At 44.9% G+C, this 15639-nt stretch carries 16 protein-coding genes; 2 read left to right on the top strand and 14 right to left on the bottom strand.

Annotated elements, in window-relative coordinates:
• Positions 1-115: 115 nt before the first annotated feature.
• Entirely contained in the window at positions 116-808 is a 693-nt protein-coding gene (locus ACHZES_RS09955; protein ID WP_038283766.1) for a response regulator transcription factor, read from the top strand.
• Positions 809-906: 98 nt separating this feature from the next.
• Here the strand turns inward: ACHZES_RS09955 and ACHZES_RS09960 are convergent, their stop codons facing one another.
• From ACHZES_RS09960 to ACHZES_RS10000, 9 genes are all read right to left on the bottom strand, one after another.
• The gene (locus tag ACHZES_RS09960; protein WP_395548092.1) at positions 907-2931 is read right to left on the bottom strand and encodes a beta-galactosidase; all 2025 of its coding nucleotides are present in this window, start codon (positions 2929-2931) and stop codon (positions 907-909) included.
• An 83-nt stretch (positions 2932-3014) separates the two neighbouring features.
• Positions 3015-3821 carry a carbohydrate ABC transporter permease gene (locus ACHZES_RS09965; RefSeq protein WP_038283769.1) on the bottom strand — a complete coding sequence of 269 codons (807 nt, stop codon included), beginning with the start codon at positions 3819-3821 and terminating at the stop codon, positions 3015-3017.
• The gene (locus tag ACHZES_RS09970) at positions 3814-4707 is read right to left on the bottom strand and encodes a carbohydrate ABC transporter permease (protein WP_038283771.1); all 894 of its coding nucleotides are present in this window, start codon (positions 4705-4707) and stop codon (positions 3814-3816) included. The genes ACHZES_RS09965 and ACHZES_RS09970 overlap by 8 nt, the downstream gene beginning before the upstream one ends.
• Before the next feature lie 24 nt (positions 4708-4731).
• Entirely contained in the window at positions 4732-6048 is a 1317-nt protein-coding gene (locus ACHZES_RS09975; protein WP_395548090.1) for an ABC transporter substrate-binding protein, read from the bottom strand.
• Positions 6049-6168: 120 nt separating this feature from the next.
• Positions 6169-7098, bottom strand: coding sequence for a helix-turn-helix domain-containing protein (locus ACHZES_RS09980; protein ID WP_395548089.1), 930 nt, complete (start codon positions 7096-7098; stop codon positions 6169-6171).
• Positions 7099-7239: 141 nt separating this feature from the next.
• The gene (locus tag ACHZES_RS09985; protein ID WP_395548087.1) at positions 7240-7752 is read right to left on the bottom strand and encodes a ferritin; all 513 of its coding nucleotides are present in this window, start codon (positions 7750-7752) and stop codon (positions 7240-7242) included.
• 260 nt (positions 7753-8012) lie between these two features.
• Positions 8013-10184, bottom strand: a complete 2172-nt coding sequence (gene secF, locus ACHZES_RS09990) for a protein translocase subunit SecF (RefSeq protein WP_154522363.1) — start codon at positions 10182-10184, stop codon at positions 8013-8015.
• 26 nt (positions 10185-10210) lie between these two features.
• Positions 10211-10630: a hypothetical protein gene (locus ACHZES_RS09995; protein WP_038280896.1), complete on the bottom strand. Its 420-nt coding sequence runs from the start codon at positions 10628-10630 to the stop codon at positions 10211-10213.
• A gap of 133 nt (positions 10631-10763) precedes the next feature.
• Positions 10764-11339: a MarR family winged helix-turn-helix transcriptional regulator gene (locus ACHZES_RS10000; RefSeq protein ID WP_395548086.1), complete on the bottom strand. Its 576-nt coding sequence runs from the start codon at positions 11337-11339 to the stop codon at positions 10764-10766.
• Between the two features lie 266 nt (positions 11340-11605).
• On the opposite strand from ACHZES_RS10000, the gene ACHZES_RS10005 reads away from it, so the two are divergent.
• Positions 11606-12073, top strand: coding sequence for a GyrI-like domain-containing protein (locus ACHZES_RS10005; protein WP_395548085.1), 468 nt, complete (start codon positions 11606-11608; stop codon positions 12071-12073).
• A 104-nt stretch (positions 12074-12177) separates the two neighbouring features.
• On the opposite strand, the gene fsa is transcribed toward ACHZES_RS10005, so the two are convergent.
• The 5 genes from fsa to ACHZES_RS10030 are packed head-to-tail and all read right to left on the bottom strand — an operon-like array spanning position 12178 to position 15638.
• On the bottom strand, positions 12178-12831 hold the full coding sequence (fsa, locus tag ACHZES_RS10010; RefSeq protein ID WP_395548084.1) for a fructose-6-phosphate aldolase: 654 nt from the start codon (positions 12829-12831) through the stop codon (positions 12178-12180).
• A gap of 34 nt (positions 12832-12865) precedes the next feature.
• Positions 12866-13240, bottom strand: a complete 375-nt coding sequence (locus ACHZES_RS10015; RefSeq protein WP_038280900.1) for a VOC family protein — start codon at positions 13238-13240, stop codon at positions 12866-12868.
• A 10-nt stretch (positions 13241-13250) separates the two neighbouring features.
• Positions 13251-13889 (bottom strand): RpiB/LacA/LacB family sugar-phosphate isomerase, encoded by a 639-nt coding sequence (locus ACHZES_RS10020; protein WP_395548083.1) that lies wholly within the window; start codon positions 13887-13889, stop codon positions 13251-13253.
• The gene (locus ACHZES_RS10025) at positions 13886-14821 is read right to left on the bottom strand and encodes a transketolase family protein (protein WP_038280902.1); all 936 of its coding nucleotides are present in this window, start codon (positions 14819-14821) and stop codon (positions 13886-13888) included. Before ACHZES_RS10025 ends, ACHZES_RS10020 begins: the two co-directional genes overlap by 4 nt.
• A 4-nt stretch (positions 14822-14825) precedes the next feature.
• Positions 14826-15638, bottom strand: coding sequence for a transketolase (locus ACHZES_RS10030; RefSeq protein ID WP_038281157.1), 813 nt, complete (start codon positions 15636-15638; stop codon positions 14826-14828).
• Position 15639: the final 1 nt, after the last annotated feature.

Here is a 15639-nt window from a genome sequence, read left to right on the forward strand (position 1 = left end):
ATACTTTTGTTTAAATTTCTGTAAGGTAATAATAACCATATGAAAAAGCTGTCGGGTTGTGTTATAATGTTGTTAATTTATGGAATTTACTACAACCGAAATGGAAGGTAGGATTATGAATTACAATAAGATACTTGTGGTAGACGACGATCCGTCGATCCGCCGCATTATATGTCGCATCTTAAACAGCGAAGGAATTCTGACTGACGAGGCCTCCGGAGGCTTAGAAGCGATTCAGAAAACGGAGAATAACACCTATTCCCTGATCATTCTGGATCTGGTAATGGATGATATGAACGGCTTTCAAGTCATCCAGCACCTGCGTGCCCACAGCATTCTGACTCCGCTGTTTGTTCTGAGCGGAAGGCAGGCAGAGGCAGATAAAGTTCTTGCGCTGGGGATCGGAGCCGACGATTATATTACCAAGCCTTTCAGCAACGTGGTTTTCAGCGCCAAAGTCAAAGCCTGCTTAAGACGTGTAAGCTTATCTGCAGCTGCCAGCTCCAACGAACTATATGCCGGCTGTTTCCGCTATATCTGTGACGAGATGCGGCTGTTTAAAAATAACGCCGAATTATTTCTCTCCAGCAAGGAATGTCTGCTGATGAAATATTTCCTCAGCAACCAGAATAAAATCCTGACGAAAGAACAGATATACAGCCATGTCTGGAATGATACATTTATAGATGACAACACGATCATGGTACATATCCGCCGGCTCCGCATGAAGATCGAAGATGACCCCAATCATCCGGTATACTTAAGAAATGTCCGCGGCATCGGTTATCAGTTCATGGTGAAAAATTAATTGCTTTGGCCAATGCCATTACAGAATCTAGATAATATAAAAAAATCAAGAGCAAGGAAAATGGCTGAAAACCGCCAGATACCTTGCTCTTTTATACTTTATCCCTTGATTCTTCTTATAATCACCGTCCCATATGATTCTATTTCTCCCTTATCAGAAATCTCTCCAAGCAGCACCGTTCCCTCTGAAAGGCAGTCTAAAAGCTTCTGTTCCAGAGTAACAGGTTTTTGGCTGAAATTCTGCAAAAACAGATACTCATACTGATCCGATTCCCTTGAAGTCAATTCAACCTCTTCCGGTATCAGCCCTTCCACAAGTGGCTGGATTCCGGCTTCACAAGTCACCTTCCAGAATAAATCGTCATAAAAGTCCTGTCCAGCATCGGCACATACATAATAGGCAGTTCCATTCCCATAATGATTTTTTGTAAGGGCCGGATATCCCTTATAAAAGTCATTCTCATATACCATAAGAGCTTCTGCCCCATGAAGGCTCACCAGATCGCAGAGATTACGGCACTCATACCGGTCACCGTCTTCCCCGGATGCAGGAACCATATAATTGCTCTCCCAGTCATAAAGACCGTCTATTTCCGTACTGCGAAGCCCTACTACCTCCCGGAGCCCATGAGGAACGCCCCCAAGAAAACACCTGTCAGATTCATCCACAATTCCGGACCAATAGGTCATTACCAACTGTCCGCCATTACGGACAAACTGTTCTATTTTCTCTTTAATGCCGCTGCGGTATAAATATAGCATGGGAGCGGCCACGAGCTGGTAATCCTCCAGGCTGTCATCCATGGTTATCACATCCACATTAAATCCCAGCTTTTTTATGGCGCTGTAGACTTTTACACAGGTCTCATGATAATACAGTCCTTTATTTCTGGGACCTTGTGCATCTTCCATTGCCCAGCGGTTTTCCACATCATAGATCAGGGCTGCTTTGGACTCCACTCCTGTCCCGGATAATTCCCCCAGAAGGACAAGCTCTTCTCCGATTTGGCTGACCTCCTCAAATACCCTGGTATCTGTGCTTCCATAATGGTCAATGACAGCCCCGTGGAATTTTTCCGAGCTTCCCGGACTTTGGCGGATCTGGAAATACAGGACACTGTCCGACCCATGAGCAACTGCCTGCCAGGAAGCCAGCTTTAAAAGGCCGGGTTTTTTAAGTTTACTGACTCCCTGCCAGTTTGTGCTGCTGGGACAGGATTCCATGAGCAGAAACGGTTTCTTCTTTAAGCTTCTCATGAAATCATGCTGCATGCCGTTGTCCCTGGCCGTAAGAATCTCCTTTTCCTTGTGCCACAAAGGATAGGTATCCCAGGAAACCACATCCACTGCTTTAGATAGCTTCCGGTAATTAAGTCCCTGATAGTCATACATAAAATTAGTGGTAACCGGCTGCCCCGCTCCCGCCTCCCGCAAAGAGTCGGCCTCCCACCGGGCAAAATCCGTGGTCTGATCCGTCACAAACCGCTTCCAGTCCAGATTTAAACCATGTACCATGCTCTCGCCTATGGCAGAAGGGCTCTCCACCTGGTCAAAGGACAGATAGCCGTGGCTCCAGAATGCCGTACACCAGCTTCTGTTTAAACGGTCTATGGAGCCATACCTTTGTTCCAGCCATTTCCGGAACGCATCCTGGCACAATGGACAGTGACACTCACCGCCGTATTCATTGGAGAGATGCCAAAGAAGAACTCCTGGATGGGAGCCAAACTCCTTTACCAGCCTTTCATTGATCTGCTTCACCTTCTCCCTGTATACAGGAGAGGTGTAACAATGATTGTGACGTCCGCCAAAACGTTGGCGCCGCCCTGTATCATCGACCCGCAGCACCTCCGGATATTTGTCTGACATCCATTTGGGCCGGGCACCGGATGGGGTACCCATGATGGTGTATATTCCGTTTTCATAGAGCCGGTCCAGCCGTTCCTTCAGCCAGGAAAACTCAAATTTTCCTTCCTCCGGCTCCAGAAAAGACCAGGCAAACATCCCCATGGTAACCGTATTGATCCCGGCCTTTTTCATATATTCCAGATCCTTTTCAAGGATCTCAGGCTCTTGAAGCCATTGTTCCGGACTGTAATCCCCTCCGTGCCATATATTTTTCATTTTAATTACTCCTTTTCTCCCAAAAAATACCGCAGCCGATTCCATATCCGGAAGCCGGCCGCGGCATCTGATTTGATTTCTTTTTATTTTACTGCTCCTGTAATACCTTCTGCAAAGCTTCTTTGCAGTAAGAAGAATACGATTACCGTAGGAATAGTGCAGACCAATACGGCCAGCATAAGGATTCCATAATCGGTCACATATCCTTCTGTTAAGTTAGCCACAAGCATTGGCATGGTAATACTATTCGCATCGGACATGATCACCTTAGGCCAAAGGTAACTGTTCCAGGCACTCATAAAGGTAATGGTCATAGCTGCCGCATAGGTGGAGCGCATGGTAGGCAGAAACATCCGGTAGAATATCTGGAACTCACTTAACCCGTCAAGCCTTGCCGCCTCCATGATATCCGACGGAAAGGATCTTGCGCTCTGGCGGAACATCATGATCAGAAACGGGGTGGATATGGTGGGGAGTATAAATCCCAGGGTACTGTTTAACAGCCTTGCACTTGAAAACATCCGGTAAAGAGGGATCATGGTCGCTGCAAAGGGAACCATCATGGCCAGCAGGATCACGCTCATAACCCGGTCCTTTGCCTTGTCATGAAAGACTTCAAACCCATATCCTGCGATGGAACAGACAAGCAGGGAGATAAACGTCATGATAATGGAATACTTAAAGGAATTCCCAAGGGCTGTAGCTACATTCTGGGAAGCGAACAGCTTCTTCACATTGTCAAAAAGTGCCGTTCCGAATATTAAGGTCCCTCTGGACACATCCACACTTTTATTGGTGGCCGCAACCATCATCCAGTACAGAGGAAACACTGAGATGACAGAGACAACGGTTAAAAATGCATAGGCTAAAAACTTTTTTCCCTTAGTCACGCTTATCACCTACCTTCAGCTGTATAAATGCAAGAACTGCCACCAGAATCAGGATTAAGTAAGACATAGAAGCTGCATACCCGAAGTTTGGCACATACTTGAATGATACATTATAAATATAGTGGGACATGGTAATGGTAGCATTGGCCGGTCCGCCGTTGGTTAAGTTCACGGACTCATCAAACAACTGCAGGGTACCGTTGGTGGACATGATGGCCGTCAATAGGATGGTGGGCTTTAATAACGGAATCGTAATCCGAAAGAAGGACTGAAACGGAGAGGCCCCGTCAATTTTTGCCGCTTCATACACGGAATACTCAATGTTTTGCAAGCCGGATAGATAGAACACCATGTTATAGCCTGTCCACCTCCAGATCAGGGCCAGGATAATTACGATCCTGGCAGAATTTGGATGACCCAGGAAGTTGTATCCTGTGGATAATATCCCAAGCTTTATCAGGACGATATTAACCAGCCCATCCACAGCAAATAAGGAACGGAAAATTACTGCATAGGAAACCAGGGAGGTCGCACAGGGCAGAAAAATCGCGGTACGGAAAAGCCCTTTGAACCGAAGGTCTTTATTGTTCAGCAGAGAAGCCAGGACCAGAGCTGATATCAGCATGATGGGAACCTGTATGATCAAATAGATAAAATTGTTTTTAAGAGCCTGCACAAACACAGGATCCTTGAACATTCTTACATAATTGGTCCCGCCCGTCCACTTCATTGCCGCACCGATTCCCGTCTGGAAAGAAAGGAACAGTGCCTGGATCATGGGCAGAAAGCTCATAATCGCAATCAGGATGACCGCAGGCGTTAAAAATATCCAGCCCGCAAGGCTCTGTTTCTGGCCTAAGGACAGCTTTTTCTTTGAATTTCCCACTGAAATGCCTCCTCCCTCTTATTTTTATTTACCCATAGCAAACTTAACTGTATCTTCTGCTGTCTTAATCTCTGAGTCAATGTCTGCTCCTGAGACTACATGAGTAATGGCAGTTGCTACCGCATCACGGGCTTCATAATAATAAACACCTGTATTATTGGAAGGAACCTTTGATGCAAACTCTGTGATCTGTGCATATACAGGCTTTCCTCCAAAGAATTCCTGAGGCTCTCCATAAACCTTACTGTCTGCTGCAGGAAGATAGGTTGCCAGTGCTCCGGATTTTGGAAGAATGGTCTCATAGAAAGGTACGCTTCCTGCAAATGTTTTTGACAGGAAATCTGCAGCCAGCTCCGGATTCTTGCTTCCGGCAGTTACTGCCCAGCTGGAACCTCCGTTATTGGAATAATTGGTTGCATCGCCTACACCTTCAAGCTTCGGTATATTGGTAATCGCCCAATTGCCGGACTGGTCTTCTGCCGTCTGGATGCTTGCCATGATCCAGCAGCCGTTAATTGTTCCTGCCACTGTGCTGTTTGTCATCGTTCCAACATACTGATCCCAGTCATTGACTTCTACAAGCACACCGCTCTTAACAAGGGAAACATAGGTCTCGATAACCTTTTTCAGCTTGTCATTTCCAACCATGCTCGGATTCCCGTCCTTATCAAAGAGGCTTCCCCCTGCGGACTGGAGCATGATCATGATCAGATCGGACTCTCCTGCCGTACAGGATAACAGGGGTTTGCCTGTCTTGGCTAAAATCTCCTCGCCCATGGCCTGATACTTACTCCAGGTAATATCTGTAAAATCTGCATCCGTAAATCCAGCTTCTTTTAATACATCAGTACGATAAGCGGCAATTGCAGCTCCATTATCAAAAGGAACCCCGTAATTTTTCCCTTCTACAACAGAGTAAGCAGTTTTAGCCTTTGGAAACTTTGAAAAGTCAATTCCGCTTCCGGTTAAATCCTTAAAGGCGTCGGGATAGCTGATTACATTCTTCTGAAATGCGTTGTCCTGCATCAACAGGATATCAGGAAGAGTATCCAGGTTTTTAGAAGTAGCCGCCGTTGTAAGCTTGGTCTGAACGTCAGCCCAAGGCGTTTCCACTACATTCAGCTTAAAATCCGGATGATCTTTCTGGTACACCTTTGCCGCTTCTTCCATAGCATAAATGTTAAATGCAGGGTCCCAGCACCAGACAGTCAGTTCGTTTGCCTTAGCCCCATCTCCTGTCTTCCCTCCTGCATTCTGCCCTGCACCGCCGGAATTTCCGCAGGCTGTTAAGGAAGCCACCATGGCCCCAGCCAGTAATATGGATGCAATTCTTCTCTTCATATCAAAACTCCTCCTCTTTCATAAAAAATTGGCTTGTATGATAATTTCATTATACCAACATTTTTTGATTTAAAGTCTTTAGATTCAATTAAAAAATGCGCATATTCGATCATTATTCCCTTATTCCCAGCCTTTTTCAGCGCTGATTTTGCAGTGGAGCAGCTTTCCCTCATAATTTTCTTTGGACTTTTTCCATTGATAAGGGGATACATTTAATATCTTTCTAAAATTCCGGTTAAATGCAGAAATTGAAGCAAATCCCGACTCTTCACCAACCTCTTCCATGGATTTCCCCGTCTTTTTTAACAGTTCGCAGGCACTCTGAACCCTGACTAAATTGATATAATCCAAAGGCTTCATATTCATTCCCTCTTCAAAAACACGGCGGAAATGACTTTCACTCATGTTGCAGGCCTCTGCCAGACTGCTGACTTTAATTTCATGATGATAATGCCTGGAAACATAATCCAGGGCGCCTGCTAAAACAGCATCACTGCTCCGGCCCCCCACGATCCGCTCCTCATCATCGGAAAGACGCAGAAGTTCTACCACAAATGCATAAAGATATCCCCGTATGCTGTCTTTGTAATAAGGCTTCTTATGACGTACTTCTTCCATGATTCCCAAAACCAGTCTGGATAGGGCGGGATTCTCCTCCCCTGGCAAAAGGTATCCGGTACGATGGAGCCTCTTTAATACGGTACTTTGGAGCACCGGATCATAGCCGTATACTTCAGATACGGTTTTTTCCAGATCAATGTACATCCACTCCCAATAACCCTTTGTCCCCTCCACAGTGCTCGTGGTATGAGGAAGCCTTGGCGGTACAATCATCACGGAATGACCGGAAAAAGGAAGGCGTTCTTGTCCCAATACCACCTCGCCGTTCCCCCAGTGGCAATATCCAATTTCCATAAGATCATGAAAATGAAGGTATTTGATATCCTTTCCATATTCCCGGATCCAATCCTCCCCCAATAGAGCCAGGACCGCCTCCGTCTCCGGAATCGCATAGTAGCGCAATTCCATCTTCTCCCTTTGTTTTGCCACAATATCTTTCCCCCTTTGTCCAAATCGTTTCCAAAGCATTCTCTGACTTTTTTGGTAAAAATAGAAAAAGCATCCCCTACCATGAAAATCTTCTCCTATCATGGCAGAGACTGCTCTTCTTTTGAATTATGGTTATGATATTTAAATTACAAGGGAGGGCGGCGTATAAACTCTTGTCGTTAACTCCGTATCCAGTAAATATAATCCCTTAGGATCATTACCAAATAAGTCATATCTCTTTATAATTTCGTCCGTATTTTTCTCCTCTTCATTCTGTTCTTTTACGAACCAGTCGAGAAACTGCATGGTACGGAAATCTTTTATTTCGTAAGCTGCTCCGTAAATATCATGAATGGAGGCCGTTACCTTCACCTCATGTTCATAAGCGGCCATGGCGGGCTGGCGAAAATCCGTGTAAACAAGATCAGGAGCCTTTATATCTTCAAGTACCACCTTTTCTCCATTATTAAGTAAATAGTTCATAAAGAGCATAGCATGATCCCGCTCTTCCTGTGTCTGGATCTTAAACCAGTTTGCAAAACCGTTTAAATTACTGTCCGCATAATAGTTGGCAATATCCAGATAGATGTATGCCGAATACAGTTCAAAATTGATCTGCTTGTTTATTTTTGCAACAATTTCTTTATTTAACAAATCTACGCCTCCTTTTTTTCTTGTTTTTACTATTGTTTCTTTACTATCAGATTGCATTGATATGCAAAACGATATATTATATTCTAACATTTATTACCAAATTATTCAATGGTGTAATAAGAATTATTTATTTTAATTAACGTCAGATAATAATCCCATATGACATCGTTTATAAACATCTTTACACAAAAAAGGCCGCTGCTTTGTCTTCAATTACTAAATGACAAAGCAGCGGCCTCTACAAGCTTATAAATCGCTTATTACTTTTTTGCAACTTCTTTTTTCTTTTCCCACATAGCCCAGAGCGTACCTGCCACGCAAATGGAGGAGTAGCATCCGGTAATGATACCAAAGAACATTGGAAGTGAGAATTCCAATATAGATCCGATCTGGAAGTAAACCGAAGCAGCCAGAATGATCAGCACGCAGATACCTGTGGTACAGGACGTATTGATGGATCTTCCAAGTGTCTGGGAGGTGCTGACATTTACCAGCTCATCAACAGGCATTTTGGAATCTTTCTTTCTGTTTTCACGGATTCGGTCATAGATAACGATGGTATCGTTAATGGAATAACCGATAATCGTTAGGACCACCGCCACAAAGGCATCGTTTAACGGTATCTGGAACAGCACAAATACAAAGAACACCACTACCACATCATGGATCAATGCAATCATTGCAGTAACTCCTGCCGGTAGACCGGATATAGCAGAAAACCGGATCCAAACATATATAACAATGAAAAGCAGAGACAGTAAAATGGCTACCACTGCGTTCTTCATTGCCTTTGCTCCGATATAAGGCTCAACTACATAGGTCTCAGACAGCTTTGCATCTACCTTTTCGGAGGTACTGTTGATGGCATCCGTTACCTTTTTCTGGTCTTCCGGAGACATACCCGAATTGCCAGCAAGTGTAACGGAAAGTCTCTTAAGTCCGGTCATGTTGTCTTCCTTGATCTGAACCGTCACAGGCCGGTTTGTTTCCCTTTCAATAGCAGCCTGAATCTTACCTGTATCCGCTTCGTCTGATACGGAATAGCTTAATACCGCACCTCCGGTAAACTGGGTATCCAGCTTTACTCCAAAAATGAAGCAGCCTGCAATTCCGGAAAGGATAACCACTCCGGAGATAATTCCAAATATATATTTCTTCTGATAGAACGGTATAATTTTTTTATCTTTTCTGATCCGGAACCATTTCGCATCATTCCATGGAGCATTCTGAATCATGGATAATAAAAGATGTTTAGAAACGGAAACCCCCACTAAGAGGTTCACGATCATACCGATCAATAACGTGTAACCAAAGCTCAGCATGGTGCCTGAACCCAAAAACATCAGGATGATTGCAACAATGGCTGTTGTTACATTACCATCTAAAACAGATGAGAAAGCATTTTTATATCCGGCCAATACTGCACCTTTCACAGAAATACCCTTTTTAAGCTCATCCGAAATTCGCTCTGAAATAATGATATTCGTATCCACTGCCATACCTATGGTCAGGATAATACCGGCAATACCTGGAAGGGTAAGGGTATACTGCGGAATAGAGACGGCAAGCATCTGCAGAACTGTCTGCAACACCAGAGTAACACAGGCAACAGCGCCTGGCAGCTTGTAAAATACCAGCATGAATAAGCAGATCACTAAAAATGCAGCAATTCCTGCATACACCATAATTGATAAAGCATTGTTACCAAGAGAAGGGCTTATGGTGGAGAAATTGGTGGTCTTAAGGGAAAATGGCAGAGATCCTGCATTGATCTTTTCAGCCAGGTTCTTTGCATCATCATAATCCTGCATTCCTGTAATAACTGCCTGACCGCCTGAAATCTTAGTCTGTACGGTCGGGCTTGAGATCAGATCCTGATCCATGTAAATGCTCATCCGTTTTCCGATCAACTTTCCAGTCGCTTCTTCAAACAGCCTGGAGCCTTCTGCGTTAAAGCTAAGAGCTACCTGATAGCTCTTGATCCCGTTGTTATTTGCGGTCTCAGGGGCTGCGCTCTGTACATCTTTTCCCTGGATCAGCACATTACCATCAGGATCGCGGAATGTAAGCTCAGCCATTTCTCCTAATTCTGCAATGGCTTCTTCCGGATTAAAATTGGTCTCTCCGGATTTCCATGGGAAGCGGACGATGATATATCCACCGTTTTTATCCACGGTAACCTCACGGTCAACGATATTCTGGTTATCCATACGGGTCTCTATGACCTGTCTGGCTGTATCAAGTTCCTTTTCTGATGGGGTGCGGTCAAGACCCTGGGGCTCAAATACTGCCTCCACTCCTCCGCGGATGTCGATGCCGTAGCGCATTTCACGTACGCCCTTAATACTGCTTCCGGCCCCGAATGCCGCAACATAAATGAGAGCCGCAATTACTATTAATATTGCAGCAAGCATTTTCTTACCTGGCTTCATAGGTTATCCTCTTTTCTTATTAATATTTAAATACTTTTTAAAATTCCTGTCCTTACTCCTTTCTCACCATCCGAATCATGGATGTACCTGATCAGATATTTTCTGCCAGTATACCCTTCCTTCATCAACATGGTTCGTTCCGACCATAAAATAAGCGGGACAAACAGGAAAAATCCCCTGACCGCCAAATACTTTAATGGTGAGATCCCGATTAAGTACCTGCTCCAGGCATCAACCAAAGTTTCACCTGCAGCCTCTTCCTCTAAGGCTCCCGGAAATTCAGCAAACGCATCTTTCTTTTTCGGATGAGCATATCCCTTTTGCAGGGCTTGTCCAGGAATCCAGTCCATGCCCAGCACATTCAGTTCTCCAAAAAATAAGGCAATACAACATAATAGTGCCAGTATCCGGCTGACAGACCTGGTTTTCTTTACCTGGTATTTCAATGGTGCTCCTCCTGCGGCAGCCGCATGATAAAAAACGTAATAATCGGATGATATCCTGTTGCATTGTACTACAATTTGTTACGAAACACAACCCTGGTCTTATGGAAAATGCCATATTCATGGTGTGGTTTGTTCATCTCAGAATTTTTTTCAGAATATGTTCCAGCGAGCTCTTTTCTTCCTCAGTAAGCGGAGAGAAAATACTGTCATTCTCACTCTTCCAATCTCTCATATGTTCTTTGGCCGATTCGTATCCTTTAACGGTCAATATAATCTTTATGTCTTTTCCTTCATCCGGCTTCCGGATGATGCAGCCCTTTTTCTCCAGCTTTTGCAAAACTTTTTCCAGTTCCTTAAAATGCAGACCGGAATTTTCCTTAAGCTCCTTTTGGGTCAGGCCACCTTTTTCTGCCAATGCTGCTACTATATATAGCCTGGCCGCTTTCCCGCCCTGCTTCCCGGCTTTCCGCTCAGGCAGCAGATGGCAGCCGTTCTTACAAAGGCGCATCAGCCTGATTTCAGACTGGATATCTTTCCATTCATCAGCCTCAGGATCTATAGATGGTTCCTTTTTTTCTTCTTTTTCCTTCTTCTCTTCCTTTATTCTCTTTGCCGCCAAAGCTTTTCCCTTTCCGCAGTGGGGATCGATTAAAGAACAATGTCTTTTGCAGTATGGGCAGTGTTCTTGTGCAAGTATCTCATTTTTCATTTTTGTTCCTCCATTGGTACCATTCGATACTGTTATTATATTTTTCTGCACGGGTTATTTCAAGCTATTTTTTTGATAATCCATACTTACACGAACGGAAATTGAAATTGCCGGTTACCAGAATATCCTGGTTTTCTCCTCTGCGGTTGGCCATGCGGTACCCATTGGTAAAAATGTACAACATTTAAATGTTCAGTTGCATTTCATTTTATATCATTGTACTGTAAAAAAGGATCGGTCCTAATACAAGGAAAGAAGGAAATACAATGATTTTAAAAATAGAACAGATTACTCCCTGCTCCATGGCTTATATCAGGCATACCGGCCCTTACGGTCCGGGCAATATAGTGATCATGGAACGCTTAAAACACTGGGCAAAGTCCATGGATTTAATGAACAGTCATTCCGTCATTTTGGGTATCGCCCAGGATAATCCGCAGATTATACCGCCCGAAATGTGCCGGTATGATGCCTGTATTCTCCTGCCTGACGGATACTCTGGCGGAGACTCTGCCATGGAAGAGGATGTTCACGTTGGCGGCCTCACAGGGGGCAAGTATGGGGTTTTTACCATAGACCACACAGCCGAGGCGGTTAAGCAGGCCTGGGAAGAAGTTTTTCGGCAGCTTTTCGCAGAAAGATATATTCCTGATTCTTCACGTCCGATTTTAGAGCGCTATAAGGCTGAGCTGATCGAGCGGCACCTTTGTGAAATTTGTATCCCAGTACTATAAATCCTGATTGAAGGTCCGGCAGCCGATGGACTTAAAAACCTGAATCAGGAAATAAAAAAAAGGGCGAAGCCTGAAAAAGGCTTCGCCCTAAACTACTCTACTGGCTATTCACCAAATACTGCTTTATAATCCGCCTTAAATTTCTCAATTCCCTGATCGGTCAGCGGGTGCTTTACCATCTGTACCAGTACACTGTAAGGTACGGTAGCAATGTCAGCTCCTGCCTTTGCACAGTCGATGACATGGATCGGATTACGGACGCTGGCTGCAATGATTTCTGTCTCTATTCCGTGTTCCCTAAAAATATCCATGATGTCACAAATCAAATCAATACCTGGCATGGAGATGTCATCCAGACGGCCTAAAAATGGAGAAACATAGGTCGCGCCTGCGCGGGCAGCCAAAAGTGCCTGAGCGGCAGAAAACACCAGTGTCACATTGGTCCTTATTCCTTCTGCAGTCAATACTTTAACGGCTTTTAGTCCTTCCACGGTCATAGGGATCTTTACAACCATATTGGGATGAATCGCTGCAATCTCACGGCCTTCTGCGATCATGCCTTCTGCATCCTCGGTTGTCGCTTTCACTTCTCCGCTGATGGGTCCGTCTACAATGGATGTGATTTCTTTGATGACTTCAACGAAATCCCGGCCTTCTTTGGCAATCAGGGAAGGATTCGTGGTAACACCGCAGATGATGCCCATATCGTTTGCTTTCTTTACGTCTTCCGTATTTGCTGTATCGATAAAAAATCTCATGGCAATTCTCCTTAAATGTTATATTTATTCGTAACTAGCCAACTTTGCAAAATTCAATCTTCTCTCCATTCGGTCCCTGAAAAAGAAAGAAACGATTGGGGAGAGGCGCAAACATCTGGTTGGATTCTATTCCGTCGGATAAAAGTTTATGTCCCTGGGCCACGATTTCCTCGTATGCTTCATCCAGGTTTTCGCAGGTTAAAGCAATGTGGTCGATGTTTCCGATGGGCTTAATCTCCTGGCGTCTGGGATAGTATTCAATGACACAGGTTCCGCACTGCAGCATTCCCCGGATTCCTCCATCCACCAGTCTGGTAAATCCCAGATTCTCATAGAAAGCTACGGTTGCTTCCGGCTCATCCGTGGGAATTGCCACATGGGCAACTCCCGATGGTTTATTTTTCAGCATAAGAAACCTCCTATGCCAGCAGGCTCTTTACATATTCAGCAATGGATTCATCCTTGCAGTTTGCGAAGAACAGCTCGCTGAATTTCTCGCCGCCAATGGCTCCCTTTACCAGTTCCTGTTCAAGTCCCTTTAAGCAGGTCAGAATGTCCTTTAAGGTATGTTCTCTTACCACATCTAAGATTTTCTTATTTCTCTGCTCTGGAATGGCTCTTTCTCTTGGATAGCCCTGTCCGCTCTCTTCAGAGAATAATTTTTCAAATGTATATTCCAGATTCAGCTCTGCGCCCCAGCCAAAGCCCTTTGCAAATGGCATTGCAATCGCATTGCCGTCGTTGATCTGTGCAAACATATAGCCGTCGCTTGGGTCACACACATGACCGCAGATCACGCCCGGGAAGCTGTTTAATGCCAGCATGGCACCTTCGCCGGTTCCGCATCCGGTTATTACATAATCTGCTGCGCCGGAGTTTAAAAGAATGGCTGCCAGGATTCCGTTCTGTACATAAGTCAGGGAATTGCTGTCCTCTGCGGAATACATGCCATAGTTATCCACTGTATAGCCCTTTGTATCTGCAACCTTCTTTAAGCTGTTGTAAATCATTCCGTTTTTAGCCGCCTGGCTGTTCTCATTAATTAATGCGATTCTCATGCTTCTAACACTCCTTTTATCTGATTATATACTTGTTTCTCACTCAGTCCGTATTCCTCTAAAAGCTCTTCCGGTTTTCCGGACTGGCCGAACCGGTCCTGTACACCGATCTTCTTAAATGTTACGTTACACTTGTTTTCCAGAAGAACATCGCCGACTGCATCTCCAAGACCGCCGATGACGCTGTGTTCCTCCACGGTTATCACATTCTTACACTTCTCAGCATATTTCAATATGCATTCCCTGTCAATAGGCTTAATGGTATGCATATTAACAACAGTGACAGATTTTCCTTCTGCTTCCAGCTTCTTTGCACATTCCAGTACGGTAGATACCATGATGCCGCAAGCAAATATCACTGCATCCGTACCTTCTTTTAATACGTTTGCCTTTCCGATTACAAAGGGCATATCCTCTTCAAACACCGGGCTTGGAAGTCTTGCCAGGCGAAGATAGGCAGGTCCCTGCATTTCTGCAACTGCCTTTACGGCACGGTGGGTCTCGCTGGCATCACAGGGAACAACCACGGTCATGCCGGGGATCACCCGCATAAGCGCCATATCTTCAATGGCCTGGTGGCTTCCGCCGTCCTCGCCAAGTGTAATTCCGGAATGGGTCATACCCAGCTTAACATTAAAATTAGGGTAAGCAACTCCATTTCTTACCTGCTCGTAAGCACGTCCGGCACCAAATATGGCAAAGGTACTGCAGAAAGGTATGTATCCCATGGTGGAAAGGCCTGCGCTCATATCAACCATGTTTGCTTCTGCAATTCCTGCATTAAAAAACCGCTCCGGGAATTTTTCTGCAAAGGTCGCAGTCATGGTGGCATGTGCCAGATCCGCATCCATTACAACAACTTTCTCATTTGCCTCGCCAAGTTCAGCAAGTGCCTCACCATATGCCACTCTAATTGCTTTCATTTCACTCATGTCATTAACCCTCCAGTTCCTTTAATGCCTGCTGTCTTTCTGCTTCACTTGGTGCCTTACCGTGCCAGCCTACCTGGTTTTCCATAAAGGAAACGCCTTTTCCTTTTACGGTGTGTGCCAGGATGCATTTTGGCTTTCCTTCCATGGTGCTGATGGAGTATGCTGCCAGTACTTCTTCCAGATTGTTACCGTCCGGAAGTTCCAGTACATTAAATCCAAATGCTTTGAATTTGGAAGATAAATCACCGAGAGACATAACCTGATCATTGGATCCGTCGATCTGAAGGCCGTTGTTATCTATGATGATGGTGAGATTGTCCAGATGGTAGTTGGCTGCTGCCATGCATGCCTCCCAAACCTGTCCCTCCTGAAGTTCTCCATCTCCAAGTAAGGTAAATACTTTTGTATCCTTGTTCTGGGCTTTTGCTCCAAGTGCCATTCCTACCGCAATGGAGATTCCCTGTCCCAAAGATCCGGTGGAAGCATCGATTCCGGGAACCTTTTTGGCATCCGGATGTCCCTGAAGAATGCTGTGGAGCTGACGGAAGTTCTTGAACTCTGCTTTGTCAAAAAAGCCCATCTCACCTAATACCGCATAATAGCAGGGAGCTGCATGTCCCTTGCTCAGTACAAAGCGGTCCCGGTCCTCATTGTCCGGATCCTTTGGATCTACCCGCATCTGTGTATAAAACAGTGCTGCCATCAGCTCTACGGCTGATAAAGAACCGCCTGGATGACCGCTGGCTGCATCAGCTGTCATATTAATAATATCCTTACGGATATCCTTGCATTTCCCTTTTAATTCCACAATATCCATC

Origin of the sequence: Lacrimispora sanguinis (assembly GCF_044987295.1) — a bacterium.
In the GTDB taxonomy this organism is placed as follows: Bacteria; Bacillota; Clostridia; order Lachnospirales; family Lachnospiraceae; genus Lacrimispora; species Lacrimispora celerecrescens_B.

What these genes read in the sequence shown, in the direction of transcription:
- ACHZES_RS09955 (WP_038283766.1), top strand. Translation starts at nt 116, where the DNA reads ATGAATTACAATAAGATACTTGTGGTAGACGACGATCCGTCGATCCGC.
- ACHZES_RS09960 (WP_395548092.1), bottom strand. Translation starts at nt 2,931, where the DNA reads ATGAAAAATATATGGCACGGAGGGGATTACAGTCCGGAACAATGGCTT.
- ACHZES_RS09975 (WP_395548090.1), bottom strand. Translation starts at nt 6,048, where the DNA reads ATGAAGAGAAGAATTGCATCCATATTACTGGCTGGGGCCATGGTGGCT.
- secF (WP_154522363.1), bottom strand. Translation starts at nt 10,184, where the DNA reads ATGAAGCCAGGTAAGAAAATGCTTGCTGCAATATTAATAGTAATTGCG.
- ACHZES_RS10000 (WP_395548086.1), bottom strand. Translation starts at nt 11,339, where the DNA reads ATGAAAAATGAGATACTTGCACAAGAACACTGCCCATACTGCAAAAGA.
- ACHZES_RS10005 (WP_395548085.1), top strand. Translation starts at nt 11,606, where the DNA reads ATGATTTTAAAAATAGAACAGATTACTCCCTGCTCCATGGCTTATATC.
- fsa (WP_395548084.1), bottom strand. Translation starts at nt 12,831, where the DNA reads ATGAGATTTTTTATCGATACAGCAAATACGGAAGACGTAAAGAAAGCA.
- ACHZES_RS10015 (WP_038280900.1), bottom strand. Translation starts at nt 13,240, where the DNA reads ATGCTGAAAAATAAACCATCGGGAGTTGCCCATGTGGCAATTCCCACG.
- ACHZES_RS10020 (WP_395548083.1), bottom strand. Translation starts at nt 13,889, where the DNA reads ATGAGAATCGCATTAATTAATGAGAACAGCCAGGCGGCTAAAAACGGA.
- ACHZES_RS10025 (WP_038280902.1), bottom strand. Translation starts at nt 14,821, where the DNA reads ATGAGTGAAATGAAAGCAATTAGAGTGGCATATGGTGAGGCACTTGCT.
- ACHZES_RS10030 (WP_038281157.1), bottom strand. Translation starts at nt 15,638, where the DNA reads ATGGATATTGTGGAATTAAAAGGGAAATGCAAGGATATCCGTAAGGAT.